At 58.7% G+C, this 26,685-nt stretch carries 18 protein-coding genes, 2 tRNA genes and 1 pseudogene; 10 read left to right on the plus strand and 11 right to left on the minus strand.

The genetic code is table 11. The features are described from left to right. Positions 1 to 34: 34 nt before the first annotated feature. Positions 35 to 3,265, plus strand: a complete 3,231-nt coding sequence (locus BN3002_RS08970) for a PIG-L family deacetylase (protein ID WP_082628624.1) — start codon at positions 35 to 37, stop codon at positions 3,263 to 3,265. Here BN3002_RS08970 and BN3002_RS11330 read toward each other — a convergent pair. The 5 genes from BN3002_RS11330 to BN3002_RS08995 all read right to left on the minus strand — a co-directional run bounded on the left by BN3002_RS11330 (position 3,262) and on the right by BN3002_RS08995 (position 11,095). Next, on the minus strand, positions 3,262 to 4,770 hold the full coding sequence (locus BN3002_RS11330; protein ID WP_371935776.1) for an App1 family protein phosphatidate phosphatase: 1,509 nt from the start codon (positions 4,768 to 4,770) through the stop codon (positions 3,262 to 3,264). The two genes, BN3002_RS08970 and BN3002_RS11330, sit on opposite strands and share 4 nt — an antisense overlap. Continuing rightward, positions 4,736 to 7,426, minus strand: coding sequence for a beta-glucosidase (locus tag BN3002_RS08980; RefSeq protein WP_058237548.1), 2,691 nt, complete (start codon positions 7,424 to 7,426; stop codon positions 4,736 to 4,738). The genes BN3002_RS11330 and BN3002_RS08980 overlap by 35 nt, the downstream gene beginning before the upstream one ends. A 77-nt stretch (positions 7,427 to 7,503) precedes the next feature. Further along, a complete protein-coding gene (locus tag BN3002_RS08985; protein ID WP_117394379.1) occupies positions 7,504 to 8,862 on the minus strand; it encodes an MFS transporter in 1,359 nt (452 codons plus the stop codon). A 166-nt stretch (positions 8,863 to 9,028) separates the two neighbouring features. After that, positions 9,029 to 10,699, minus strand: coding sequence for a phosphoglucomutase (alpha-D-glucose-1,6-bisphosphate-dependent) (pgm, locus tag BN3002_RS08990; RefSeq protein WP_058237549.1), 1,671 nt, complete (start codon positions 10,697 to 10,699; stop codon positions 9,029 to 9,031). A gap of 60 nt (positions 10,700 to 10,759) precedes the next feature. After that, positions 10,760 to 11,095 carry a hypothetical protein gene (locus BN3002_RS08995; protein WP_058237550.1) on the minus strand — a complete coding sequence of 112 codons (336 nt, stop codon included), beginning with the start codon at positions 11,093 to 11,095 and terminating at the stop codon, positions 10,760 to 10,762. Between the two features lie 108 nt (positions 11,096 to 11,203). Between BN3002_RS08995 and BN3002_RS09000 the strand changes: the two genes are divergently transcribed. The 3 genes from BN3002_RS09000 to BN3002_RS09010 all read left to right on the plus strand — a co-directional run bounded on the left by BN3002_RS09000 (position 11,204) and on the right by BN3002_RS09010 (position 13,037). Further along, positions 11,204 to 12,538, plus strand: coding sequence for an AGE family epimerase/isomerase (locus tag BN3002_RS09000; RefSeq protein WP_058237551.1), 1,335 nt, complete (start codon positions 11,204 to 11,206; stop codon positions 12,536 to 12,538). A 173-nt stretch (positions 12,539 to 12,711) separates the two neighbouring features. After that, positions 12,712 to 12,798: transfer RNA gene (locus tag BN3002_RS09005), tRNA-Ser, on the plus strand. 150 nt (positions 12,799 to 12,948) lie between these two features. Continuing rightward, positions 12,949 to 13,037: transfer RNA gene (locus BN3002_RS09010), tRNA-Ser, on the plus strand. Positions 13,038 to 14,030: 993 nt separating this feature from the next. On the opposite strand, the gene BN3002_RS11170 is transcribed toward BN3002_RS09010, so the two are convergent. Both BN3002_RS11170 and BN3002_RS09015 read right to left on the minus strand, forming a co-directional pair. After that, positions 14,031 to 14,177 (minus strand): hypothetical protein, encoded by a 147-nt coding sequence (locus BN3002_RS11170; RefSeq protein WP_157843526.1) that lies wholly within the window; start codon positions 14,175 to 14,177, stop codon positions 14,031 to 14,033. A 392-nt stretch (positions 14,178 to 14,569) separates the two neighbouring features. Beyond that, positions 14,570 to 14,899 (minus strand): ADP-ribosyltransferase, encoded by a 330-nt coding sequence (locus BN3002_RS09015; protein ID WP_257525595.1) that lies wholly within the window; start codon positions 14,897 to 14,899, stop codon positions 14,570 to 14,572. An 82-nt stretch (positions 14,900 to 14,981) separates the two neighbouring features. On the opposite strand from BN3002_RS09015, the gene BN3002_RS09020 reads away from it, so the two are divergent. Next, on the plus strand, positions 14,982 to 15,596 hold the full coding sequence (locus BN3002_RS09020; protein WP_058237553.1) for a type IV toxin-antitoxin system AbiEi family antitoxin domain-containing protein: 615 nt from the start codon (positions 14,982 to 14,984) through the stop codon (positions 15,594 to 15,596). 269 nt (positions 15,597 to 15,865) lie between these two features. Here BN3002_RS09020 and BN3002_RS09025 read toward each other — a convergent pair whose 3' ends face one another. Beyond that, the gene (locus tag BN3002_RS09025; RefSeq protein ID WP_058237554.1) at positions 15,866 to 17,131 is read right to left on the minus strand and encodes a VG15 protein; all 1,266 of its coding nucleotides are present in this window, start codon (positions 17,129 to 17,131) and stop codon (positions 15,866 to 15,868) included. A 189-nt stretch (positions 17,132 to 17,320) separates the two neighbouring features. Further along, positions 17,321 to 18,628: an ISL3 family transposase gene (locus tag BN3002_RS09030; protein ID WP_058237555.1), complete on the minus strand. Its 1,308-nt coding sequence runs from the start codon at positions 18,626 to 18,628 to the stop codon at positions 17,321 to 17,323. Between the two features lie 254 nt (positions 18,629 to 18,882). Between BN3002_RS09030 and BN3002_RS09035 the strand changes: the two genes are divergently transcribed. Together BN3002_RS09035 and BN3002_RS09040 are read left to right on the plus strand one after the other, a co-directional pair. Further along, positions 18,883 to 20,667, plus strand: coding sequence for a hypothetical protein (locus tag BN3002_RS09035; RefSeq protein WP_103632992.1), 1,785 nt, complete (start codon positions 18,883 to 18,885; stop codon positions 20,665 to 20,667). Positions 20,668 to 20,930: 263 nt separating this feature from the next. After that, positions 20,931 to 22,238, plus strand: coding sequence for an ISL3 family transposase (locus tag BN3002_RS09040; protein ID WP_058237555.1), 1,308 nt, complete (start codon positions 20,931 to 20,933; stop codon positions 22,236 to 22,238). Here the strand turns inward: BN3002_RS09040 and BN3002_RS09045 are convergent. Both BN3002_RS09045 and BN3002_RS09050 read right to left on the minus strand, forming a co-directional pair. Further along, positions 22,221 to 22,916: a hypothetical protein gene (locus tag BN3002_RS09045; RefSeq protein WP_058237557.1), complete on the minus strand. Its 696-nt coding sequence runs from the start codon at positions 22,914 to 22,916 to the stop codon at positions 22,221 to 22,223. The genes BN3002_RS09040 and BN3002_RS09045 overlap by 18 nt on opposite strands. Before the next feature lie 14 nt (positions 22,917 to 22,930). Then, positions 22,931 to 23,497: a hypothetical protein gene (locus BN3002_RS09050; protein WP_058237558.1), complete on the minus strand. Its 567-nt coding sequence runs from the start codon at positions 23,495 to 23,497 to the stop codon at positions 22,931 to 22,933. A gap of 569 nt (positions 23,498 to 24,066) precedes the next feature. Between BN3002_RS09050 and BN3002_RS09055 the strand changes: the two are divergent. The 3 genes and pseudogenes from BN3002_RS09055 (at position 24,067) to BN3002_RS09060 (ending at position 26,443) form a co-directional block, all read left to right on the plus strand. Further along, positions 24,067 to 25,180, plus strand: a pseudogene (locus tag BN3002_RS09055) (IS1249 family transposase). 612 nt (positions 25,181 to 25,792) lie between these two features. Further along, positions 25,793 to 26,044, plus strand: coding sequence for an IS1/IS1595 family N-terminal zinc-binding domain-containing protein (locus BN3002_RS11560; protein WP_443592060.1), 252 nt, complete (start codon positions 25,793 to 25,795; stop codon positions 26,042 to 26,044). Between the two features lie 21 nt (positions 26,045 to 26,065). Beyond that, positions 26,066 to 26,443: an IS256 family transposase gene (locus BN3002_RS09060; RefSeq protein ID WP_058237241.1), complete on the plus strand. Its 378-nt coding sequence runs from the start codon at positions 26,066 to 26,068 to the stop codon at positions 26,441 to 26,443. Positions 26,444 to 26,685: the final 242 nt, after the last annotated feature.

The raw sequence follows: 26,685 nt of genomic DNA on the forward strand, positions 1-26,685 counted from the left end.
ACCGTGATTGTTGAAAAGAACTGGAGAATTTGCAATGAAGCACCTACTCAGATCGGTCGCGCTCGCAGGGGCGTGTGCGCTTCTGGTCCCAGGAATGATGTATGCGACGCCGTCCCTCGCGGCACCCTCGTCTGAGGCACCTGAATGGGCATTCGGCCACGCCCAAACCTCCTCAACCAGTGATCCAACAAAACTCGATGTCCTGGGCGTGTGGGCGCACCCCGATGATGACGCGTCCTTCAGTGCACCGTGTGGCGTGTGGGGTGATCTTGCCGATGTACGCTGCGGCATTATGCTGACCACGCGCGGCGAGGGCGGCTCCAATTCAGTCGGCTCCGAAGCCGGGCCGGACCTGGGCCTGCGACGTGAAAACGAAGACCGTGCGGCGCACGTACGTGACGGCACAGTTGATGTGTACTTCCTTGACCGGGTGGACTTCTTCTACAACACGTCCGCGCCGCTGACTCACCAGCTGTGGAACCATGACGAAACGTTGCGCCGGGCCACACAGGTTGTGCGTGAGACCCGACCCGAGATCCTGGTGACATGGCCCGCCTCCTTCGACGCAGGTCACGGCAACCATCAGGCCGCCTCGATGTTGGCATGGGAAGTGGCGCAGGCAGCTGCTGATCCCAACCGTTTCCCTGAACAGCTCAGCGGACCCAACGCGGTTCAGCCCTGGCAGGTCAAGAAAGTCACCGAATACGTCTTTGACTTTGGCAACACCACCAAGCTGCCTGATCAGGCCAACTGTCTGGCTGGCTACGCCGGAATCGAGGGACGTCCCTACACCGTGGCCGGAACGTGGACAGGATACGAATCTGAGTACACGTGGGTGGAAGGCAACGTGCAGGGACAGCCTGCCGGAACACCCAAGACCTGGGCGCAGGTTGGCGGTGAAAACGCCAAGGCTCACGCCACTCAGGCCCGCCTGATGGAAAAGACCGTTGTCGACAATCGATGTACACGCTTCCTGGTGGGTAGGTCGTGGGTACCGATGCAGGAAAACGGCACCGAAGGTGGCGGCGATGATCGTTCCATCCTCTTCGGCGCATCCCTGCCCGACCCCAGCGGCATGCCACTGGGCACACTGATGTATGGATCACCGGAAGCCCAGATGGTAGCTCCCGGTGAATCGGTCGACGTCACTGTCACGCTCGTGGCTGGCGAGCAAGCAATTCCGGCCGGCACCGTCTCGATTGACGTCCCCGAGGGGTGGACCGTCAGCGACAAACAGGCAACAGGTGAACTGGCGTCCGGTGACTCAACCGATGTCACGTTCACTGTGACCGCCCCTGACTCCAGTGCCCTCGGCACGATGCGTCTGCCGATCCGTTTCGCCTCAGATTCAGCCGAGATGACGGGCTACAACGAAACCCATGTTGACGTGGTGGCCCCGGTCAACGGCCGCTTCACGCGTGCCGGCAACGCCGCCTACTACGATCAGTGGACCGAAGATTACAACGTCTTTGTCTACGGCCAGTCACCGGCGCGGCGCGCTATCGGTGCAGGTGAATCGATCACGGTTCCCGTGACCGTCACAAACCGTTCCAGTGAAGCGCAAAGTGGCACGGTGGAGCTAACGGTTCCGGAAGGATATGCACTCAACCAGCCGTCACAATCATTCGATGCGGTCGCACCGGGTAAGACGGTGACGGTGGAGTTCATTCTCACTCACACTGATCCTGCTGCCGTCGGCAACACGATTGACGAGGTCACAGCCACCACAACCGCTGGAACATCGGTTTCGACCGAGAAGCTCGAACTGAATGTCGTGCCGACAACGGTGATCCCCAAGTTGGCGAAGGCCCCTGCTCTGGATGGTGACGCGTCAGCCTACGGCAGCACGCCGATCAGCGTTGCCGCACGGTGGGAAGGCGAGGAGTGCTCCTCCGAGGCTGACTGCGGCGGCACGTCACAGGCATGGCTGGGATGGTACGACGATGCGCTGTACGCTCTGGTCGATGTGGTCGACGAGCAGGCCTCAGCGGCGGCAACACCTGACCGCTGCTTCGGTCACTGGCTGGTTGACTCCGTCGAATTCCTGCTCGACCCGCTCGCACCGTCCAACGACACGTCCACCACGTTCAAGCTCGGTGTTTTCCCATTCACTGACGACCCTGACGGCCGGAACGGCAACGGCGCGAACGGCCCATGCTGGTCGCGTGACGCTGACCATCATCAAGGATTCTCCACAGGACCTTTGGCGGAAACTATCGAGGGTGGCCTGAACGCTCCCGACGTTGAAGTCAAGGCATTTGCCCCACGTGACGATTCGGGTGCCTACACGGATGGACACTACAAGCTGGAAGTCAAACTGCCGTTGGCAAACCTGCCGGCAGCAATTGGCCCCACGTCCACTGCACCGACCGGAGATCAGGCCAGCAATGCTGTCAACCCGACCTACCTGGGCTTCAACATCACGCCGTACGATTCCGATACGCCTGACTTCGTTGGCCAGACCCGTCTGGCCTGGTCGGCTTTCGGATCTCAGCAGTCTGAGCCGTACCGGTGGGGTCACGCCTACCTGGACGGGTACGAGCCTCCGACGGACCGTTCCCATGAAGCTGGCGATCCCATCATTCCTGACAGCGCGCTGGACAGTATTGATTCACCTCAAACGGTGTTCCAGTCCGCTACACGAGGCGTGCCGATTGCAGGTCTGATGCCCGCCGCCGATGTCACCGTGGCTCCGAGTATCGATGCCGAGGCCATCCGCGTTCCGCTGTCGGGAACTCAGGCCGGCACGGCGCGCGCCTTCCTGTGGAAAGGGGATCCGTCCTTCATTCCGGTGTGGACGTCCAGCTGCGCGAACTCCGCGCACAACTTCGACGCATGTTCACCTGATGACGGGGCAGCGATGCCGTGGCAGCCGAATATGGGTGGCAGGCTCCTGGCCAGCGCTCAGGCCGACGTGGGGAGCACCGACATGACGATCGAGCTGACCGATGAGATTCGCGCAGCACTGGGTACCGACGTTCACCTGCTGGTGTCCTACCGCAACGGTGACACTGTCAACGCGTGGGCCTACCCGATAGTGGCAAAGAAGGCCGGTGACACGCCCACACCCAAGCCGGATACCGACAAGAAGCCCGGCGATCAGGATGGGCAGCGTGGCGGCGACGCCGATCAGGGCGATCCGAACGCAGCCGGCCGACCAGGTGGCGTCGCACGAACCGGCGCGTCAGGTAGCGCACTCATCATGCTCGCAGCGTTCGGCGTGGCCGGAGCTGCAGGGCTGGCAGCATCGCGGCGGCGACACTAACGCTGATCGCGACGCATTTGAGCAAGGAGGTTGAAGCCGTTCGGCCCGTACCACACGTCGATATCTTCCGGGATGTCATGGAGTGCTTCGGGCCGAAGCGGCGTCAACGTGCCGTGCGAAAGCATTTGCTCAAACTGAGTCAGTGATCGGATGGCGATCCCGGCAACACGTTCCGGATATTTGCGGGCAAAGTCCGCATAGATTTCCGGGTCGTGTTGCCCGTCGTCTCCCACCAGGAACCATCGAACGTTCGGAAGTTCAGTGACCACGCGCTGCAGTTCGCGCCGTTTGTGTTCACGGCCCGAACGGAACCATGTATTGGCGGACGGCCCCCAGTCAGTCATCAAAAATGCTCCCTCAGGGAAGCCCATCCGCCCCAGGAAGTCCCGCATTGCGGGCAACACGTTCCACGCACCGGTCGACAGGTAGATAACGGGAGCGTGCGGCCGGTTAATCGCCTCAGCGTGCTGGTCACCTTCAGCCAGTTCGTTGAGCAGGCGCATCATTCCCGGCACCGACTGACGTGACGAAAAACGATCGACGAGGGCGTGCCGCAGCGCTATTGCCATACGTGGCAGCATCGACACCAGCACCGTGTCATCCAGGTCAGAGACGACCCCGACCCGCTCATCATCACCGATGATGCGGACTTTAACGGCGACGGGCTGGCCAGCACGAATTCTGCCCGAACGCTTCTCACGCTCAGGCGTGTCTTTCCTGTCGGGCTCACTTGCCGTCAAGACAAGATGCTCAATGTAGGACAGGTGGCCGCCAGCCGTTGAGGAAAGATTCTCCGGCACCAGCTGGTACAGTTCCTTACCTGCAGTGACGAACACCTGCTGGCCTGACGGCATGGTGGGGATGGCATTGATGCGCTGAAGAACTGCCCGTTGTTCGCGTGAAAGCTGAGTGCGCAGTCGGCGGCGCTCCGCAGTGGGCGTGACATCGGTGTGCGTATGTTCGTTGCGCACGTGATGCAGAATCGGAGCGTCGCCCTCGACAATTCCCAGGTGTGCCACGTCGCCGGCGTGCAGAACCTGAATCCACGCGTCATGCCAGCCGGGCGCAAGTCCATGGTCGCTCAGTGTCAGGTCGATGTAGCCTTCCGCGTTTGCGAAGCAGATGACGCGCGCCTTTCCCACGGTGATCAGGGCGGGTTGGCGTGGCACCTGCGCGTCGAAGAACTGTCGCCAGCCGCGCCTTTCGGCCAGCCATCGACGCTGATCATCTGTGCGGCTCATGAGGGCGCGCGCCAGGATGCGCACCTGCGTTGCAGAGCCGTACCCTCCGAATCCGACGACGGAGGGATAGAAACCTCCGAAGGCCAGTGCATGCGCCAAGCCGGTGGAGGCGAATTCGCTCACCGTATTCACTGCGCGCAACAAAGGCGCGAATGTGGCGCGGGCACCCTGGTTCTCGCGGCGGGCATCCCCTGTGTGCAGGCTGTCGGGTTGATCCCCTGTGTCCGGTTTAATCGTCGGATTCACCTTTCGTGTTGTGCTCACTGAGACGCGAATCAGCCTGCGAGGCGAGGGCGCGAACGGTTACCAGCGTACCAATGAGTTCCGCGGTTGCCCTCCGAACGACTGATTCGCCCACTCGTCCTTCGCGCACCGCGCGCACAATCGGAGCCGTGAAAGTGTCATCCGGGGAGGCCGGAGTGATCCAGTTGGTGCCTGCAGGCACCATCATGTCAACCGGGCACGTGTCGTAGGAGGTCCAATCGGTCATGATCATGCCGCGCCAGCCCCACTCGCCTCGGATAATCGTCTCCAGCAGTTCGGTATCTGCAGCGGTGTGACACCCGTTGACGCCGTTGTAACTGGTCATCAGCGTTGCGGCCGGGTGCACGCCGATCGCGACTTCGAAGGATTTCAAGTACAGTTCACGCAGCGCACGCTCCGGAATCAGCGACTGGTTGCGTTTGCGGGAGGCTTCAGCGTTGTTCGCCAGGAAGTGCTTGTAGCAGGCACCCACTCCCCCGCTTTCCAGGCCCTTCGCAAAATGCCCCGCCATCATGCCAGTCAGATACGGATCTTCCGAAAAGTATTCAGGGTGGCGCCCGCACAGGGGGTGGCGATGCAGATTCATGGCCGGTGCCAGGATCACGTCAATCCGGTTGGCGTGGGCTTCCTGGCCGATCACCCGACCGACTTCCTCAGCAAGATCCACGTCAAATGTGGAGGCGAGGACGACCGTCGTCGGCATCCCGATGTTCGGTTTCCTGATGTTGACACCGGAATTGCCGTCAGCCACTACGAATTCAGGCAGGTCAACGCCCGCGACGGTGGCCATGATGCCGGCAGCGCCTGTCCCTTCCATCCCCCAGTCGTCTCGCGAACACACCAGCAGCCGCACACACTGATCCACGTCGAGCTGTCTGGCCAGGTCAGCTGCCGTGGCCCGCCCTGCCGCCACGTCGTCAAATGTGACTGGGGTGTCAGAAGGCAGGGCTTCCTCCAGTCCGTCACGCGAGGGGACATGGCGCACGGGGATAAAACCGGGAGTATCCCTGATTCCGCTGCGCGTGCCCTGAGGCCAGGTGTGGGACGGATCGCGCCGTGAAAGCGCAGTGACCGGCTCAGGTGCGCGCATTACTGGGTGCCCGTGGGCAAGAACCCGGTCAGCGTCAAGACGGAACTGGCAGGTCTGGCCGGCATCGGCCGCGTCGTGTCCGACAAACAGGGTGTACTCACCTTCCGTCACGATCCAGCTGGACACCTCTTCATCCCACACACTCAGGCGGTCAGCGCCAACGTCCAGGTGCACGACATGTGATTCACCTGGCTCAAGGAGTGGCGTTTTCGCAAATGCCACGAGTTCACGTTCAGGTGTTTCGATCCGCTCATGTGGCTTGCGCACGTAGGCCTGGACGACGTCCCGGCCGGCACGCTCCCCCGTATTCGTCACTGTCACATCGATTTGCGCATGCGGGTGGCCCCCCTCGTCACTGTTGATCGTTGCCGAGGGCGTCAGGTCGAATGTGGTGTAGCTGAGTCCGTAGCCAAATGGGTAGGCCGGCTCGGCGTCGAATGTGGAATAGAAGCGGTAGCCCACATAGATGCCTTCTTCGTACGCCGTGTCGATCCATGTGCGGTGTTCGGCGTTGTAGCGCGTCTTTCCACCTGCACAGTCGTAGAAGTTGACGTCGGCGGGCAGGTCCGCGAGTGCCCGTGGCCACGAATCTGACAGGCGGCCAGAGGGGTTCACTGCGCCCGACAGGACGCGTTCGATGGCGGGGCCGGCCAGCATACCTCCCACTCCTGCAAGGATGAGCGCATCGACCGGGTAGGTGTCCATGAAGGACACGTCAATGGGGTACGGAGTGTTCAAGATGACGACGTTGCGGTCGAACAGGTCGCATACAGTGCGCACGAGCGTGTCCTCGGCGCTGTCAAGTCTGAATTCTGCCTCATCTGAGCTGTTGTCCGTGTTTTCTCCGCAGGGGCGGGTGAGCACGATAATGCCGGTGTCGGACAGTGCGCGGGCGCGATCACGCAGGTCACGTGGTGGCAGATCGTTGGTTCCGGTGCGGTAGAAACAGGCCAGTTCCTCGTTGAGAGTGAACGTGTCGGATGCTTCGATGGCATCACGCAGCCGCACCGTGTAACGCGGGTTGATCCTGCCTGCCCCGACGATGGCGGTGCGGAAGGCGTGCACGCCTGCTCCGAACAGGTTGAGTGTGCCCGAAGGCAGCGGCAACGTGTTGCGCCGGTTTTCCAGCAAGACGATTCCTTCTTCGGCGGCGCGCAGGGCGATGGCGTCGTGGTGTGCGAACGCTGGATCGGGGGCAGTGTCGGGCAGGGTGGTCAGCGTGAAGCTGGTCGGTTCCATCACCGTGCCGTTCAGGTCGCGAAATCCCCGGACCGTGACGCGGTGGCACGTTCCTCGCTGGGTGAGCACGCCGAATACTGTGATCCCCAGGTGGGTCACGCCCCGGATAGCCAGAACGTCAGCCAGCACGTACGGGGTTGGGGAGCCGTCCAGGAAAACATCGCCCGGATGTTCCTTGTCGATCTGCGTGCTGAATGCCAGTGAGACACAGCCTTGAAGGGAGCGGTCCAGCATGAACATCTGGCCGTCGGGATCATCGATATCGACGGTGATTCCCTCGGACGGGATGCGCAGCGTGGGTGCGGACGGTGTTGGAGTGACAGCCATGTCAGGTCCCTTTCACAGGTCAACAGGATCAACAGGATCTGTCACTAGCTTATCCACGTGCGCTCATGGCGCACACTTTAATGTGGGTCACCCTCACTGTGAGAATCGTTGGAAGTGTGATCGTCAGGCGTCTGCCCGTTGGACGCTGGTTCTTGGGAGGCTGGCTCCTCGGGTGAGCTCGAGGCCGTGTCTGAGTCTGCGCCTTCGTCTTTTGACGAGTCTGCGATCAGTGGTTCGGCTTCAGCGCGCAGCACGTCGCGACGCAACCTGGGCAGTCCGATCAGCATGACCGCGACCATCACCCACCCAAAGGACACGGTAACGAGGAAGCCGCCGTGAGCGCCGGACGCATCGATCACGCGGCCACCCAGCGTCGCCCCCACCGACACACCGATATTCATTGCCGTGGACATCCACGTCAATCCCTCAGTGAGCTGTGAGGAGGCTACGACTTTCGACACAATCGCATTGACGTTCGTCATGGTCGGCGCGATTGCCAGTCCCGTCACGAGCATTGCCACGCCAAGGGCAAGCAGGGAGTGCGCCAGCAGGAATGTTGACACACCGATGGCGAGTGCCAAGATTCCGATGGCAAAGAGTTTCCACAGCGCAGTGGTCCAGTGACGTGCACCGTAGAACAGTGCAGCCGTGAACGACCCCATTGCGAAGAAGCCGAGCAGCACACCGGCAAGCTCAGGGTGAGCGTGCTCTTCGGTGAAGGCCACCACTGCCACATCGTTCGCACCGAACATGACGCCCGCACCGATGAAGGTGAGCACCAGGATGATGATGACAGGGTTGAGAAGGACGGTCGGCTGGCGCACGCCCTTGATTTTCGGAGTCGGGGTCGGCTCGCTGGCGCGCTGCGGAAAGAACCCGATTGAGCCGACGATGATGAAGAACACCGACAAAATCAGACCCGTCCCCGGATGGAGCGCTGTTCCCAGCAGCGTGGCAACGATCGGTCCGATGACAAAGACAACCTCGTCAACTGCAGCTTCAAATGCGTACGCGGTGGTGAGCTGTTTCGGCGTGCGCACCACTTTTGCCCAGCGGGCACGTACCAGTGCACCGGGTGAACCCCACGTTGCGCCGGACAGCCCGGCGAAGATGAACAACACCCACGAAGGGGCGTGCAGGACGGCGGCACCAAACAGTCCGATGGTCGCAAGTGCCGACACCACCAGGGACGGCACCATAATCACAGCCTGGCCGCGTTGATCGACCAGGCGGGCAAGTATCGGGGCGCAGATCGACAAGGAGACGACGGAGATTGCACTGACCGCGCCCGCAAGCGTGTAGTTGCCGTACATGCCTTTGACCAGCAGAATCGTTGAGATTCCCATCAATGACATGGGTGCGCGCAGCACCATACCAGCCAGTGAGAATTTCCATGCCCCTCGGATGCGCAGCAAATCAGCGTAATTCGAGAGCACGATTCACTATCCTAACCGTCTGCAGGCGGGTCAGCACCACCATTTTTGGCCAGATTCGTCACCCAGACGGGTATAGAATCACTGCTCTGCCGGCAAGTTTGCAGGCCGGGCCCGCCTCACCTTCATTCCAATCTTCCGGCAGCGTGCAGCAGCGCCGCATCAAGCCTTACGTGAGTGCTTCGCTCACCACGTCACGCGCAGCGTCCTGAACCTTCGCAAGGTGGTCATCGCCCTTGAACGATTCGGCGTAAATCTTGTACACATCCTCGGTTCCTGACGGGCGGGCAGCAAACCACGCGTAGTCAGTGGTCACCTTCAGGCCGCCGATTGCCGCATCGTTGCCCGGTGCGCGCACCAGTTTCGCGGTAATCGGGTCGCCCGCCAGCTCCGTTGCGCTCACATCGTCAGCAGCCAGGTTCTTCAGCTTGTCTTTCTGCTCCCGGTTCGCGGGCGCATCGACACGCGCGTACGACGAGGCGCCGAAGCGTTCCACCTGCTCAACGTGAATGTGCGAGGGCGACTTGCCTGTCACCGCCATGATTTCCGAGGCGAGCAACGCCAGGATGATGCCGTCCTTGTCGGTGGTCCACACGGTGCCGTCTTTACGCAGGAACGAAGCTCCGGCCGATTCCTCACCGCCGAAGCCCACTGACCCGTCCAACAGTCCGGGCACGAAATACTTGAAGCCCACGGGTACCTCGATCAGCGTGCGATCCAGTGATTGGACAACACGGTCAATAAGGGAGGAGGACACCAGGGTCTTACCGATCGCTGTGGACTCTGACCATCCGGGGCGGTGCGTCAGCAGGTATTCGATGGCGACCGCCAGGTAGTGGTTCGGGTTCATCAGGCCGTCAGCGGTCACAATGCCGTGACGGTCTGAATCTGCATCATTGCCGGTGGCGATGTCGTAGGGGGTGTGCCCGTTGGCATCGGGCGTCATCTGATCACGCAGGGAAGCCATCGCGTAGGGAGATGAACAGTCCATGCGGATCTTGCCGTCCCAGTCCAGCGTCATGAACGACCAGGCCGGGTCGACTTTCGGGTTGACCACCGTCAGGTCCAGATCGTACTGTTCAGCGATTGCCGCCCAGTAGTCCACCGAGGCGCCACCCAGCGGGTCTGCTCCGATGCGGATCTTCGCTTCGCGGATTGCATCCATGTCGATGATCGTGTCGAGCTGGCGCACGTAGTTCGCCAGGAAGTCGAATGTGCCCACACATTCGTGGCTGTACAGGTCAGTGTCGAGGACGCGCGGGATGGAGCGCCATCCTTTTTCAAGGAGCTCGTTGGCTCGCTGCGCGATCCACGAGGTGGCATCCGTGTCAGCCGGGCCACCGTGAGGCGGGTTGTACTTGAAGCCACCGTCGCGCGGCGGATTGTGGGATGGGGTGATGACGATGCCGTCAGCCAGTCCGTCACCACTGGTGCGTAGATTTTCGGGCGCACCGTTCGCATTGAGCACGGCCAGGGACAACGCGGGGGTCGGCGTGTAGGAATGACGCTCGTCAACCTTGATCTGCACGCCTGCAGCGGCAAGCACCTCAACGGCGGTTTTCCATGCAGGCTCGGACAGCGCGTGAGTATCGCGCGCAATGAACAGCGGGCCGTTATATCCCTGGCTTTCGCGATACTCCACGATGGCCGCGGTGATCGCGACGATGTGCGCCTCATTGAATGCGCCATCGAGTGAGGATCCACGGTGCCCGGAAGTTCCGAACACGACGCGTTGGTCCGGATTGCTGACATCCGGCTCAATGTCGTAATACGCGGAAAGAAGTTCTTGAACGTCGATCAGGTCTTCTGGTAGGGCAACTGTGCCAGCTCTTTCATGCATGACTCCAGTGTGTCACTGATCGGTGCCACCTGTCGCCCTATTTCAGCTTTCGGCACGTGCCTACTTGGTTGCCGGATCATCTCCATCAGTGGGATTAATAGGCGTTTCCAGGGAGGATTCACCTGAATCAAGGTTCTCATCAGCAGCAACTGCTCCGCCTGCAGCATCGGTTGCATCAGCGGCGGTGGAGCCTGCCTCGTCAGTGTGTGCCGGCGGAACGACCGGCTTGGCTGCGGCAGCCTGCTCAGCCTGCTGGCGACGCGAATGGCGTGCCCACAGCAACGCGGCGATGGCGAGGACAACCAGCAGGAGGCCAATCAGAACGTACGGCAGTACAGTTGCGCCGGTGTTGGCCAAAGGTGACGACGCGTTGAACGTATTGATGACAGTAGGCATCTGAACTCCACTGAGACGGTAGGCTGAGTACTGATAACAACCACTCTACGACGAAAAGGCAATGACGCGATAGAGGCTCATCAGTGCCATTGGAGGTTAACGAAGACAATGGGTTGGATTGGTTCAGTTGAACACAATAACTGGCTATCGGCACAAATGCGCGCCCTCCTGGAAGAGGCGAAATGCACGATGGCATCCACCGGGTTTGCTCACCTGACCACGGAGGGGGACGCTGACACGACCCGACCAGTGGAGCTCGCGGTCACCTCGCGCATGACCTACGTGTACTCGTTGGGTGTCCTGATGGGAATCCCCGGTTGCCGTCGCTTCGCAGACCACGGGATCCACTGCCTGTCGACACATTTTGTGGATGAGGCTCAGGGCGGCTGGTTCACCGGCCTCACACACGACCTGGATGCTGAGGGCAACGCGGTCCCGTGGGAAGGCCCCTACGCCGATATGAAGTCGCAGTTCCACCACGCGTTCCTGATTCTGGCGGCTTCCGCGGCCACAGTCGCCAACAGGCCCGGCGCGCTTGAACTTCTCAACGCTGCGCTGCACGATCAGGAGCGGTTCTGGCTGGACAAGAACGGGTTGGTGCACGATTCGCTGACCGCTGACCATAAGCCGACCGACCGTCTGCATGCGATGGATTGCCTGCTGCACACCGCCGAGGCTTACCTTTCAGCGGCTGAGGCCACAACCGATCCACTGTGGATTGAACGCGCCGAAGTGATCGCGCAGTTCGTCAACGAGCAGGCGTCGTCTCACAACTGGCGCCTGCCCGAATACTACGACGCGCAATGGAAACCGCTGGATCATGTCCCCTCCGGTTTTGACGACGGTCGGCGCGTGTACACCGGCTACGTCATCGGCCACTCGATGCAGTGGGCGCGCCTGGCTGTCCATATTCGCGCCGCACTGCGCTCGATGGGTCGCCAGCAGCCGGATTACCTGTTCGAAATGGCACAGGAGCTTTTCCACCGCGCCCGCGTTGATGGATGGCGGCGCAACGGAAAGCCCGGTTTCGCACTGACCGTGTCCGCAGATGGCGAGCCTGTGGATACGCACCACCTGCAGTGGGTCGTGTGCGAAGGTGTGTGCGCTGCGCTGGCGATTCGCCGCGCAATGCTCGATGACGGTGTCAACCCTGCTGAGGTGGAGAGCTACGAGCACTGTCACCGTTCCTGGCTCGACTTCATCAACGACTACCTGATCTTGTCTCCTGGCAGGTGGATTCGCGCGCTGGATGAGAACAACGAACCGGCTTCCGAGCCGATCGCCTCACGCCTGGATGTGTACCACGCAATCCAGACATTGTTGATGTCACGCGTGCCGCTGTGGCCGCCGTTTGCCTCGGCAATTTCGCGCGGTCTTCTGGATCATCCGGAGGAAGCACCTACGGATCGGCGTTCGTGGAACATTTTCAAGCATCGCTGGTAGGCCAGTTCGACTTTCGCGCGCGGCGCGTGATGCGGGTGGGTCACCCTCGTTCGTCATCATCATTGACGAGGGGACCAGCGCGTTAGTGGTGCCGTGGTGTTGACATCGTTACGTGTTTCACTGCTGTTTCAGATTTTCATCTGCGCGCCCGAACAGGTACACTAGGCGGGCTGGGAGGGCTGACCGAGCGGCCGAAGGTGACGGTCTTGAAAACCGTTGTGTCAGCAATGGCACCAGGGGTTCGAATCCCTTGCCCTCCGCGGGATTTCCCGAAAATGGCGCTTCACCTCGGTGATCACTGTTTTCGGGATTTTTTCCAGCTACGTGCCGCCGCGCCGGGAAGTTTGCCCGGATCGTGAGTCTGCGTATTTGTGGCACGGGCGCAAGCCCGGTAGACTCAAGCGGTACTTGGAGACGTCGCATAGTCCGGTCGAGTGCGCCTCCCTGCTAAGGAGGTAGGGGTTCACGCCCCTCGCGGGTTCAAATCCCGCCGTCTCCGCAAATGCCCCGCTGTTTCGTTGGAACGGCGGGGTTTTTCGTTGGCATGACAGGGTTTCGCTGTAGCTCGTGCCTACGCGTGTGACTGCAAATTACGCCCGGTTTCGGGCCACCTTGAAGGCTTTTTTAGACACACAGTAGTCACAGGCTGAAGCTTGCAGTCGAGGTTGGAGCCGCTGGTCGAGACAGCCGGAGGGCTCCCGATCAGCCACTCAAGGTAGCCTGATGGTTTGCGATCAACCGGTCAAGGTAGAGATCAACCGGTCAAAGTAGCCGGAGGGCTGGCGATCAACCGGTCGAGGTAAGAGAGACCTCGCTAAGAGTCTCATCATGTGAGAACCGCATGATGGTGCCAAAAAGTCGGGGTCTTCCTTCTACACGAGACGTGCATTCAGCGCTCTTACCTTGACCCGTTGACTCAAAAGCCCCTCATCGACCTTGACCCGTTGACGGCACACTCGATCGGAGGACCATGCTTCGACCACCTGCCGCGCTTCTCCCCACTTGTTTTCACGAGCTGAAACTAGATCCGCAAGAGATTGTTACTCGCACATTGGGACAGACTCCCACGGACTTTTGCCTCAGAGGCAATCAATCATCCGGTGGTGAACCTCGATGGAGTCAAGCGGACGTAAATTGCTCGACCTCCTCAACTGAAACTCACGAGAGTTAATCGACTTTGACCTGCCTCCTTGCGTTGGGCAGGTCGCATGCGGCATCGAACATCCAACAGCTCCCGTATCACGCGACATACGGGAAACAACTCTTCGAGATGACAAACCAATAAGGTAGCAACCTTCGGCAAACACTGATACCGCGCACGGAGCGAGAACTCTCCCCAAGATTCAGCGACGTTGGCACGCTCATCACCGCGATGGCTTTTGTATGTATGACGAAATGCGATCTTTGAAGGCCACGTTCCACGCTCTGGGTTCGCTGCAAGTTCTGTTGTAACGACAGGCATTCGGTCGCGCCACAAATATCTGAGTCTAAGTTAACCAGCCAATTTTTTGCGTTCTCTCACCAGGCGGTTTTCGATGATCCGGTCGAGGTCTTCTTGAATGGTGACCGGTTTGAATCCGCCTGTGTTTTCTTCCGAAACATCGGTGTTGCCCTCGCTGGGCGCGGTTGAATCAGACATGGTCTGTTCCTTTCTTCCCGTTTATGGCTCGTCAGCCTTGTTGGTCCAGCCAATGGTCTCCGGGCTGTTTACGGAGCGCCACAAGGGTGGGCATAACAAAACCCCGCACCAACACCGATGCGGGGCAAAAATTAAAACAAGAGGCGCTTAGAGCTTACCTTCAGATTTCAAACGACGATACTCCCTGGTCAAATCTGAAGTATCGAAAGGCAGACCACGATCTAGGCATTCAGAAACCCTATTCCCTACCCAGTCCTTCTCAGGGCCCGGCCGAGGAATACAAATACCCATTTCTTCCTCTTCAGCTTTGATTTCAGCATCCGTCATTTGACGCGGGTTATTCCATTGGAATGTGCAAGGATCCTGCAAAGGAGACGCGTATTTTCTTATCATTACTGCTCACCTCCAAGATACTTTACAAGAACAACCTTCTTGTCGCCCTCATCCACAATCCTATTCAATTTCGGTTTACCACCGCGTATGATCAGGATCTCTTCCTCGCTGAGAATAACGGAGAACTTGCTGATAGCGGCGGCGTTGGTTCCTTTCGGGAGAAGTAGCCGAATCAGGAACCGTGGCTTACTCCCGACTTGCACGCCGCCGGGCTTCAACGAAGCCGCGATATACCCTTTGTGATCGTGAATCTCGCCAATCTTTTGATAAAGCTCTTCCATATCGTGAGCACCAAATGTTGCGAAAGGTGCCATGCGGTCAACTGTCATGGCGCGTGTTGCAGGGGGCGCCAAGGCACCCCGAGCATCATGAAATACGGCGCAAAAATGCCGTAATAGGTAATATTGCGGCATGTCCATGCGTGAGATGCGCACCAAGCTGGCCGAACTCGCCGCTTACCAAAACGGCATGTTCACAGCCGTGCAAGCCACGTGCCTAGGCGCCACTGGCAACCGACTCGCTCGCGGAGTCAGGTTGGGCAGACTGGAGAGAATTGCATCAGGCGTCTATAAATTCGCCGGCACACCACCCATCGTGTATGAGGACACCTACGCCGCATGGCTCGCAGCTATACCCGCAGTCGAAGCATGGAAGCGCGAAAACACGCTCTACCCAAACGAAGCCGTCGTCGCAGCCCAAAGCGCCCTCGAACTCCACGGACTCACCTACTACGCCTACCCTAAAACTTGCCTTGTCACAACCCACCGGCACCGTACCCGCGCCCGCCATATCTACTACTGTCAACGTAACATCGCACACCTGAACATCGAGCGCATTGACGGGATGCCCGTTATGACACTCGAAGACGCACTAGCCGACATGTATTCGCTCGTCCCCGACGCCGACAATCTTGGAACTGCGATCGACATGCTCGCTGAGATGGGCAAAGCCACCGCCCCTGCGCTTCTCCGACAAGCATTCGCGCGGCATCCTAGAACCACGTTGCCAAAAGGACTCGACTTGTAAGTGGACATGTACCCCGCGTAACTGCATTCGCCCAAAAACTGGCTACACCCTTACGCTTTGCAACGAGTCCGGCAGTGCAAATACCAGGTTCCGATGCCTGTTCATTTCTAATCTCGTGAACATGTTCCTCCAATCACTATGGGAGTGCGGGTTGCGGGGCATAAAAAACCACCCAGCCTGAAGGGGGGGGTGGCGTAGTCGAGCGATCAAGTGATATAATCGAGGTGTTAGGCGTTCAGTGTGACACTGTAGGGTGACATGTTGAACGCCTATCGTACTTTCATGAGCCTTTCTGTCCCGGTAAGGACATAAACGCTTCCTCTGCCAAATCGTTTTGACCGCGTGAGTATGTCGATGAGAGAAGCATCGTCCATTTGGTCATTTTCGTGGTTATCAAATATGACACGCCGGCAATCGCTCTTCGTTCTCAGTGAACGCAAGTGGGATTCAATCGTGTTCGCGGAACCCGCTTTAAGTAAGGTTTTTAGCTCGATACCGCCAGCAAGATCAGATAATCCAACAGTTACTGTTTCATTTCCACGTCGAATATGCAGTTCGTCCTCGATGAAGTGACACTGAACGCCACATAGCCTTAATCGTTGGGCTGTTCGTAGCTCATGCGGACGTTCTTTAAGAATCTCCTGCTCGACCCCCGGTGACGCGAACGTGATTTCTGGTAGCTCACCGGTGTTGAGCCAGTGCCGATCACGCCAACGCATCTCAGCAAGCTCGATACTGCATTTCCACGACTCATAGTCACGAAGCTCCTCACCGCCCCTGGCGGCCAGCGTCTTCTTATACGCGTCGTACCGTTCGCGCGTCGTCATAGGCGCAACAGTGTCCGCGCACGCTTTATACCGCGCATACAAGCCGTCAGGATCATATCCGGCTAAAGTCTGTTTTCCCCACGATGGAACGATCCTGCAATCACAATCCGAGTGATACTGCATTTCCCGTCCAGCCGTTTTCTCACTGGTATACGCGAACCCTCTCGACGCGAGCATCAGGCAGAACTCGCACGTCTCGCCCCTCGGTACCCTCGCCCATCTCGGGCTGGTCGGATCCAGGCGCATGTTCCGCTGAGTCGTCAGGCGCGCAGCTGAATGAATCATGTCGGCTACAAGCTGCTGCGCAGTATCTACATTCGTAATGTCGGGAAGCAGATCCCAAATCGTCATCCCCGAGTGCACCTCGCCACTAATAACCTGCTTGTAGGTCAGGCCATTAAAGTCGGTGTTTGAGAAGCCGCCTTGAACCTGCCGCAGAGCCCGCCTCAGGTCGATCAGATTGTCGTGCTCGAATGCAGGCAGGTCAACGCCTGCTTTTTCCCACACGGTTCGCACAGCGTCGTAATACTCATTAGCTGCCTGTGACGCTACGGATGTGTAGTCCTTGATCACTTCTAGCGTGTCATCAGCGTTGCCGGCAACCTCCTCGACGAGGCCGCACGCGTACTCTGTGATCGCGTCGAGGTCCTGCTGGTAGTTTGCCCAGAGCCGGTCGAGTTCCTGCTGTAAATTACTGGGAATCTCCAACTGGACCTCCCTGCTCTATCTATTTTTCTTCCAAATCCGTTGCTTCCGATTCAGGCATACGCAAACTCACCGGAACCGCCCCTGTAAACTCGACGCCATCCAGACCCAAGCTTGTTGCCGCCGATTCTGGGGAGACTCCTGCACGGATCGCGACCCCTAGAGCGTCGAACTTTGCTTTTAACGGGCTCTTCACGAACGAGGGTGTAGCGCGGGTCTAAACCCTCCGGCTTCGAGCAGCGACCGAGCGATGTAGTGGGTGAGGTTGCGGAAGCCGAGGGCGGAGCCGCGGAGGTGTTCGAGTCGCCCGTTGATGGCCTCGGTGGGGCCGTTGCTGGTGCCGGGGCGGTCGAAGAATGCGAGGATGTCGCCCGCCCGCTGCTTCATGGTCCGGCCGAGCTTGCGGACCTCGACGAGCGCCGCGGGAACGCCGCTGCTGATCGCAGCGATCACCTCCTGCATCATCGCCTTCGCTTTCTTCTTGTCGGGCTCCCGGTAGGCCGCGACGATGCGCTGGTAGATGCCCCAGGTCGCCTCGACCTCGACGTGCTCCTCGCTCGCGAACACTGCGTCCAGGCGTGCCCGCTGCCGGTCGGTGAGCAGGCTCGCCCCGGTGTGCAGGGTGCGGCGGGCTTTGTAGAGCGGGTCGCCCTTGAGCCCGCGGTGCCCGGTGGTGTCTTGCTGGACCCGACGCCGGCAGACATCCAGCGCGTCGCCGGCGAGGCGGACCACGTGGAACGGGTCCATGACGGGGACGGCGTCGGGGAGTTCCTCGGCGGCAGCGGTCTTGAACCCGGCGAAGCCGTCCATCGCGACCACCTCGATCCGCTTCGCCCAGTCCGCAGGGCGGGCGGCGAGCCACTGCTTGAACACCACCTTGGAGCGGCCCTCGACCATGTCCAGCAGCCTCGCCGGCCCGGTCTTGTTCCTCGCGGGCGTGAGGTCGATGATCACGGTGACGTACTTGTCGCCCAGCCTCGTGTGTCGCCAGACGTGCTCGTCGACACCGATCGTGGTGACCCCGTCGAACCGGGCGGGGTCGTCGATCAGGCGCCGCTTGCCTTCCGCGAGGACGGCGGCGTTCGCGGCACTCCAGGACACCCCGAGACCTGCGGCGACGCGGGTGACGGTGAGGTGGTCGATGACGATGCCCCGCAGCGCCCACTCCAGGCCGCCGCGGGAGATCTTCGCACGCGGCGCCGCTGCCCGCGTCATGTCCTGCCGCCACGTGCGCCGGCAGTGTCCGCACCGGTACCGGCGCACCCGCACCAGCAGGGTCGTCGGCCGGTGCCCGAACGGCTCGTGCGCCAGTCGACGCGTGACCGTGTCCCGCGGCACGCCCTCGACACCGCACTTCCGACACCACGGGTCGTCCTCGACGACGCGGCATTCGATCGTGGCCCGATCCGGCTCGATCAGCTGGCCGACGGCGACGAGGCCGAGCTCGTCGAGGCGGCAGAACGTGGTCAGGTCAGGGATCGCGAAAGTAGGGTGGAGCACGTCGAGGTCTTTCGGGATGGCGAGCGTGAAGAACTTCCATCATCCGGGAGACCTCGACCCCTACCCGGCCACCGACGCGCTCAACCGACTACACCCTCGTTCGTGAAGAGCCACTTTCGTGTTAGATATCCAAATTTTAGTGTTAGCTTGATTTTTTTGTGTCTTGTAAATTTGCAGATAAGTCAGGTATAATCGACGGAGATCTGGGTTCTTGTGTGTGTAGAATCCGGATTCAATCCAGAAAGGGGAAAATTGTGATTCTTGATAGACCTCGGCATAGATTGTTTCTTGCCGGCAGCCTAAGTTTATTTTTAGCCTTGAGTGCTACTTTCCCCGCTTCTGCTGCTGAGGGCGCGCAGTCGACCGTAGTTAATACTGTAGAAAGCGGCGAAGATCCGGCAGTTAACAATCTGCACGAAACCAAAAATTATGTTAATTCAGACCTCTCGGTTCTTCCTGATAACGTGAATTGGGATGGTAGCCGTAAAGGAGTACCCGATACTAATACTTTTGATGAGGCTGTTAAACTGCCAAACACTGCTACCCCATACAGTGTTGTAGATATGCAAAAGTTTCCAGGTGTAGATGAGCCTCTTATTTCAAATGCTGAAGAGTTTGGCTGGGATTTAAATATGGGTGCGATCAGTATTTCCAAGGAGGGGAAAGCCTTTACTGAGGGCACCGGTGAATCGGGAATTATTAATCCGGAAAATAAGCAAAATATATTTTGGTTCGGAAAATACCGTGAAACTCCAGAACCAGAAATTAAGAAAGACGAGAAAACAAACTCGATTGCTGAGCGGGCATGGGCTCCCTGGATTGAGGCCAACCCAGGCTATTTTGAAGGAGCTAAGCTATCAATTGCCACCGGTGAGCACTGCAAGGCAATCAAGCAACCATTTGAAACTCAGACGTTTTGGGAAAAATGTGATAGTCCTGAGGCTGATAAGAGCACAAAGCAAGTCTTTGAAGATTACAGCGCAGGGAAAATCGGCATACATACGATGTTGGCTCGTGCAGATTTGAAGAATGGTACGCACCTTATATTTTCTTTTGATCGTATAGTTTATCCTCGGTTTAATTCCGGGGTTAAACAGGCAGTTGATGTCACCCCTGGAAGTGAAATAGTTATTACTCCGTCTTGGGTGTCCAATGGAAAAGAGGGTGGTACTGACCAGCTGCAGTTGCGAATTTATGACGCTACTGGAAAGCAGATGTCTGATTTCCCAGACTGGAACACAGATCGCCCGGTAATGCTTTACGAAGGTGATACCAATAGGCCAGAAGTTGGAACTCAAGGTTTCGTTTGGAAAGTCCCGGAAGGGGTAACCCGAATTTTCACCAGCTTCCGCCAGGCAGATGAAACTAAGGATCATACTGCTCTTGCAGAGAAGAGTGCGGTTGCTCTTACCGGCTTTACTGGTGCAACTGTCACCACCGGATCGCATCTCACTATGTCCAGCGCGGCTAGCAATGATGCCTCGAAGCAGTTTGTAAATAAGCCTTTCGATTTCTCCTTGGAGATTGTAAATAACGGCTTTGCGGCGACTGCAAATGGAGAGTTTTCTGCGACTCTACCTAAAGGCGTTACTGCAAAGGCGGTATCTGTGCTAGCGGGAGATAAAGAAGTACCGGGAACGATTCAAGATGGGAAAATTACTGTTCCCCTAGAACAAATTGAAGTTAGGCAAAAAGTAGTTATTAAACTGCATGGCTTAGTTCTTCCTGATACTAAAAAGTGGAATCTGGAAAATCCGCAACTGGCATACAATACCTTCGCATTAAACGGGGGTTACACCGATGCTGCTGAGTTCCAAGATCGGTTCCATATTGTGCATCCTTATGAGATTTCGTTGATGGCAAACGAGGTGTCTAGTGCAACCTCGTCAACGGATTCCAAGCCCGTCAAGAAGAAAGCCGCGGTTAAGGGAGCCTTAGCGCGAACTGGCGCCATGTCAACAGAAATTATGGCGTTAGCTACGATCTTCAGTCTAGCTGGGATTACGTTACTTTTCGTTCGTCGTGAATACGAAAAATAACGTTTAAGGTAAGGGCTCTGGGTGTTATTCCAGAGCCCTTACCTATGTCCGACAGATGGGCATTAGCCCCAGATTCGCCAACTAGTGAAACTCCCTACAAGCCAAGGACTATCCCGATGTAAAACCATATTTATTCAGGTAGGACTTAAGTGGCTCTTCACGAACGAGGGTGTAGTCGGTTGAGCGCGTCGGTGGCCGGGTAGGGGTCGAGGTCTCCCGGATGATGGAAGTTCTTCACGCTCGCCATCCCGAAAGACCTCGACGTGCTCCACCCTACTTTCGCGATCCCTGACCTGACCACGTTCTGCCGCCTCGACGAGCTCGGCCTCGTCGCCGTCGGCCAGCTGATCGAGCCGGATCGGGCCACGATCGAATGCCGCGTCGTCGAGGACGACCCGTGGTGTCGGAAGTGCGGTGTCGAGGGCGTGCCGCGGGACACGGTCACGCGTCGACTGGCGCACGAGCCGTTCGGGCACCGGCCGACGACCCTGCTGGTGCGGGTGCGCCGGTACCGGTGCGGACACTGCCGGCGCACGTGGCGGCAGGACATGACGCGGGCAGCGGCGCCGCGTGCGAAGATCTCCCGCGGCGGCCTGGAGTGGGCGCTGCGGGGCATCGTCATCGACCACCTCACCGTCACCCGCGTCGCCGCAGGTCTCGGGGTGTCCTGGAGTGCCGCGAACGCCGCCGTCCTCGCGGAAGGCAAGCGGCGCCTGATCGACGACCCCGCCCGGTTCGACGGGGTCACCACGATCGGTGTCGACGAGCACGTCTGGCGACACACGAGGCTGGGCGACAAGTACGTCACCGTGATCATCGACCTCACGCCCGCGAGGAACAAGACCGGGCCGGCGAGGCTGCTGGACATGGTCGAGGGCCGCTCCAAGGTGGTGTTCAAGCAGTGGCTCGCCGCCCGCCCTGCGGACTGGGCGAAGCGGATCGAGGTGGTCGCGATGGACGGCTTCGCCGGGTTCAAGACCGCTGCCGCCGAGGAACTCCCCGACGCCGTCCCCGTCATGGACCCGTTCCACGTGGTCCGCCTCGCCGGCGACGCGCTGGATGTCTGCCGGCGTCGGGTCCAGCAAGACACCACCGGGCACCGCGGGCTCAAGGGCGACCCGCTCTACAAAGCCCGCCGCACCCTGCACACCGGGGCGAGCCTGCTCACCGACCGGCAGCGGGCACGCCTGGACGCAGTGTTCGCGAGCGAGGAGCACGTCGAGGTCGAGGCGACCTGGGGCATCTACCAGCGCATCGTCGCGGCCTACCGGGAGCCCGACAAGAAGAAAGCGAAGGCGATGATGCAGGAGGTGATCGCTGCGATCAGCAGCGGCGTTCCCGCGGCGCTCGTCGAGGTCCGCAAGCTCGGCCGGACCATGAAGCAGCGGGCGGGCGACATCCTCGCATTCTTCGACCGCCCCGGCACCAGCAACGGCCCCACCGAGGCCATCAACGGGCGACTCGAACACCTCCGCGGCTCCGCCCTCGGCTTCCGCAACCTCACCCACTACATCGCTCGGTCGCTGCTCGAAGCCGGAGGGTTTAGACCCGCGCTACACCCTCGTTCGTGAAGAGCCTTTTAACGTGACAGGATCTTGTGAACCGGCTGGGCGAGTCAGACTGCTTTCTTCTCCCTCTGGAGCGGTCTGCCCCATCGAGGCGCGTATCTGGTTGAGTGTTTCTTGCGCCCTGACACGCTGCTGGTCAATACGCAACCTGCGTATCTCCTCCTGCGACAATCCCAACTTTTCCAAACCGACATCAGAATCCGCATACCCCGGGATAACAGCAGCAACCTTCGCAAACGAATCAGCACGAGCCGCGCCCGATTCTTCACGAGTCGGAGCCCAAATCGCCGTAACCTTCTCAAGAGCCTGCTCGCCAGGGGAACGCCCATCCCGCACATGCACAGCAATCATCAGCGTGTGAACAAGCGCGCGCCCAAACGCCACATTCTGCCGGTCAGCAATACGAATCAACCGGCGCTCAGCCGCAGCCTGAGACTCCGCAGACGTCGGATTATCCAACGTGATACCCATATAGTCCACAGGCACCCGCATTGACGCCGCGCACAGCATTGCCATCGACTTGAGCATCTCCACGTGCGGAGCCATCGACGCCTGCGCAACCTGCTCAATAGTCGGCACATCACCGTCAATATCTTTACTGGCGGAATCGTCCTTAGTCTTTGTCGCAATAGAAGCGACAACCTCCTTGGGGAGGGCGATCTTGCTTGTTGTCAGTGCCATGATGGGAGTCCTTTCTAATTGTTAGTACCCAGTAGGCGGTTAGCGGTTTCCAGTTCCACACTTCGACGCGGGGACTCCGGCTGAGAGCCTGCGCCGCGTACAACTGGTCGTGGTTTGAGGAGTTCAGCGAGCACCTTGGCGTGCGCTTCGATTTCCTCGCGCGTTCCCCCGCGTAACGCCTCAGCGGGAACGCCGGTTTCTTTGGAGATTTCCGCGCGCCACGCGGCGCACTGGTGTTCGGTCTCGAACCGCGCGATCTGCGCTTTCAGCTGCTCGACTTCCTCCGCGAGCGCACTGTTTTTGTCCTGCAGGGCCTGGTAGTCGACTGCCTGTTCGGGAGTGGTTTCTGTGGCCTGCTCGCGCGGCTCATTCGCGTCGTCTTCGGGCTCGTCAGCTTCTGGTGCTTGAGCGGTTTCACTGTCAGAGCCGGCAGCCGTCTCTTCCGCCTTGGTCGCGTCTTCCTTGCTTTCGCTTGGCTGAGAAGGCTGACCGGTTTCGCCGCTAGTGTCGGCTGCGTTCTTGTCGCTGCCGCCTTGCGGCGAGTCCGGCAGTGCAAATACCAGGTTCCGATGCCTGTTCATTTCTAATCTCGTGAACATGTTCCTCCCATCACTATGGGAGTGCGGGTTGCGGGGCATAAAAAACCACCCAACCTGAGGGGGGTGGCAACAAGTTTCAAGCCCTTATTAGAATTGCTATATTGCGTCTATCTAGCCGGCGGACTATCCTAGAAACAAGTAGGAGCGGCGTGCACGACCCTGTGGAGGTGTGTGTGCGGCTCCTCTTTTCGTAGTAGAATTAAATCCTGTAGGAGCCCCGTGCGCGACCCCATGTGGTGCGTGCGCGGCTCCTACTTCTTATCTCGCCCTAAGAAGCTTTGAGTCGTGAGTTATCACGTATAGCGGTGCCCCTTTTACCCGTCGACTTACAGCTAACTGATCGATTAATTCCTGATCCGAGAAATACGGGTTATAGGACATTTTCTGTTGCTTTTGTGGGGACTTTTCGTTGTTGTGGTGGGGAAAGGTCGTGGTTCAAGTTGGTTGGGGGCAACTTGAAGGTCGGACAAAATGTGTTGCGGTGAGTGGGGTTTTTCGGCTTTGTAGCTCGGGAAAGTCTGCTTTGAAGTTGGGTCGGGCATCGTGTGGGGATGAATATTCCTTCGTGCCCGGTGTGCGGGCGTGTGATGACTCGTCATGGGCATTCCTCTTCGGGGGCCCAAAGGTGGCGGTGCAAAGCGTGCAATGTCAGTCAGGTCAGGCATATTGATGCGTGCGCGAAGCATTTGGACGAGTTCTTATCGTGGTTGTTGTCGGGGGCCAGGCAAGTGGACATGCCGGGGGCTGGCCGATCGTTTCGACGCAGGTGCGCATCATTGTGGCAGGTGTGGCCTTTGGCTCCGGTTGTTGATCAGGTTCATGATGTGGTCTTTGCTGACGGGATTTATTTGAGCCGTCACGTGGTCATTGTGATTGCTCAAAGCCGCACGCACGTACTGGGGTGGTATGTGGCTCGTAGCGAGAATTCACGCTCGTGGGAGGCGTTGATGAGCCGGATCGCGCCACCGCTTCTAGTAGTCAGTGATGGTGGTAGTAGTTTTGATAAAGCCAGGCGTGCCGCATGGCCCAACACGCGGGTGCAGCGGTGCACGTTCCACGCGTTCGGGCAGATCAAGAAAGCCACGACAATGCGTCCGAAGCTGGAAGCATCCCAGCAGTTGTATGCCCCGGGGTAAAGATCTCTTGCACGTGACAACTGTTGAACAAGCCCGCCAATGGGTTCAGGACTACCACCAGTGGTGCGCCCGCTGGAAGGATTTCCTTGCAGAAAAGACATTGAGCGACAATGGGTGGGTGTACACCCATGAGCGGCTTGTACGCGCGCGTAACAGCATGAACCGGCTGATCAGCAAAGGCGTGCTTTTTACTTTTGTGGACCCACACTGGGACCATGCCATGCCAGCGATGAACAACCAGATCGAAGGAGCAACCAACGCTCCCTTAAGGCAGGTACTGCGTGACCACCGGGGAATGCGCCTGACCAGGCGGATCAAAGCAGTGTTCTGGTGGTGCTACATGCACTCTGAGCACCCTTTACCAGCAGCCAAGATCGTGAAAGTCATGCCCACCGACAAACACATCGAGACCGCGTGGGCCACAGCCTGCCAAGAACACCCCATCACTGCAAGCATCCCCCGATGGGGCGACGCAATCTGCTGGAACGAACTCCACCACACCACGCCCTACCACAACCCATGGGACTAAAAAGCAACACAAAATGTCCTATAACCCCAAAATTCTGAAAGGTTAAATGCGGCCTATCGCTTTTAGACTGCGTTCAACATGCTGATCCCAAGTTTCCTCACTTGGATCATAGTTCCACGGAGCGGAGGCTACCTCGTCAGTAACAACCGTCAATCCGAGGCTACGCAAGCCGGCGAGAATCTCTTGCGGCTCATGACGAGAATCCACCCAAATCTCAGTCTCATAGCCTGGATACGCGGACTTCTCCGAGTACCATGTGTATTTATCTAGAACATGCGCTAAGTCCTCCTTATTAGCTGCCTCTACACAGTGATAAATAGCTTCAGGAACGGATCCACTCAAGGTACTCACCCCCGTCTCCAACGATAATTATAAGTTTGTCGAGCTCTGCTCCAGATTGCCATAAGGCTGTTTTCGTTATATTGCGTGCATCTTCTAAAGGAAGAGACTCCAGACTCTTATATATGACGAAACGAGATTGCCTTGCGCCTCGTCTTATCTGATCACACGCTGACAGAAAGCGAGTTAATGCCCGGAATGGGTGTACGTGGTGTTGCTTTTTGTTCGGTGTGTCAGGGGTTTGAGCGCTGTGTACATGCTTTGAAAGCATGTATGGTCCATGCTGCTAGAAATCGGCCGCGTTGTGGTGTATGCGGCCACAAGCTTGTCAAGAACGGCAAAACCAGTGCTGGAAGAACCAGGTGGCGGTGCCGAGCGTGCGGGGCGTCGAGGGTTATCAACCGCCCAGATACCACCAGGCGAGCCCAGGCATCACTTTTCGTGTCATGGCTTGTGGCAGGAGTGTGCGTCAAACAGCTGGCAATGCCGACAACCTCGTTTGCCAGAAAGGTCTCCTGGTGCTAGCAGGTCGATCCTCCGCAACCGTTGATCACTGGTGAGATTTATGATCAGATCATCATCGACGGGATTTATCTATCCCACCACTGGTGTTTACTGATCGCAACAAACGAGTCACACGTCATTGGCTGGCAATGGTGCGACCGTGAATCCGTAGCCGCATGGCAGGCGCTTCTTTCCAAGTTCCCAGCCCCTACCGTGGTCATCACCGATGGCGGGCCAGGAGCACTCAAAGCGATCCGGCAATGCTGGCCCGCCACCGGGGTTCAGCGCTGCCTGTTCCACGTATGGCTCAACACGAAAACCGACCTGACAGGGCACCCGAAAACCCCTGCCGGCAAGGCATTACTGCGCCTCGGAGGCAACCTCGCCGCCATCAACACTCTCGACGAAGCCGCCACATGAGCCACCCAACTCAACCAATGGTGGAACATTCACGCTCACCTCACCAGGCAACGAACCTACAACACCAGCTGGCAACCAGGACGACAACACTGGTGGTACACCCACTACCGGCTTCGACGCGCCTACCTGCGCCTAGCGAAGCTACTGGCCAACAAGTCCCTGTTCACTCATCTTGACCCCAGCGTTGCCACCCTTGGGATAGCAAGAACCACAAGCAGTCTCGAAGGCGGGATCAACGCCGG

Source organism: Actinomyces ihuae, from assembly GCF_001457875.1.
In the GTDB taxonomy this organism is placed as follows: domain Bacteria; phylum Actinomycetota; class Actinomycetes; order Actinomycetales; family Actinomycetaceae; genus Pauljensenia; species Pauljensenia radingae_A.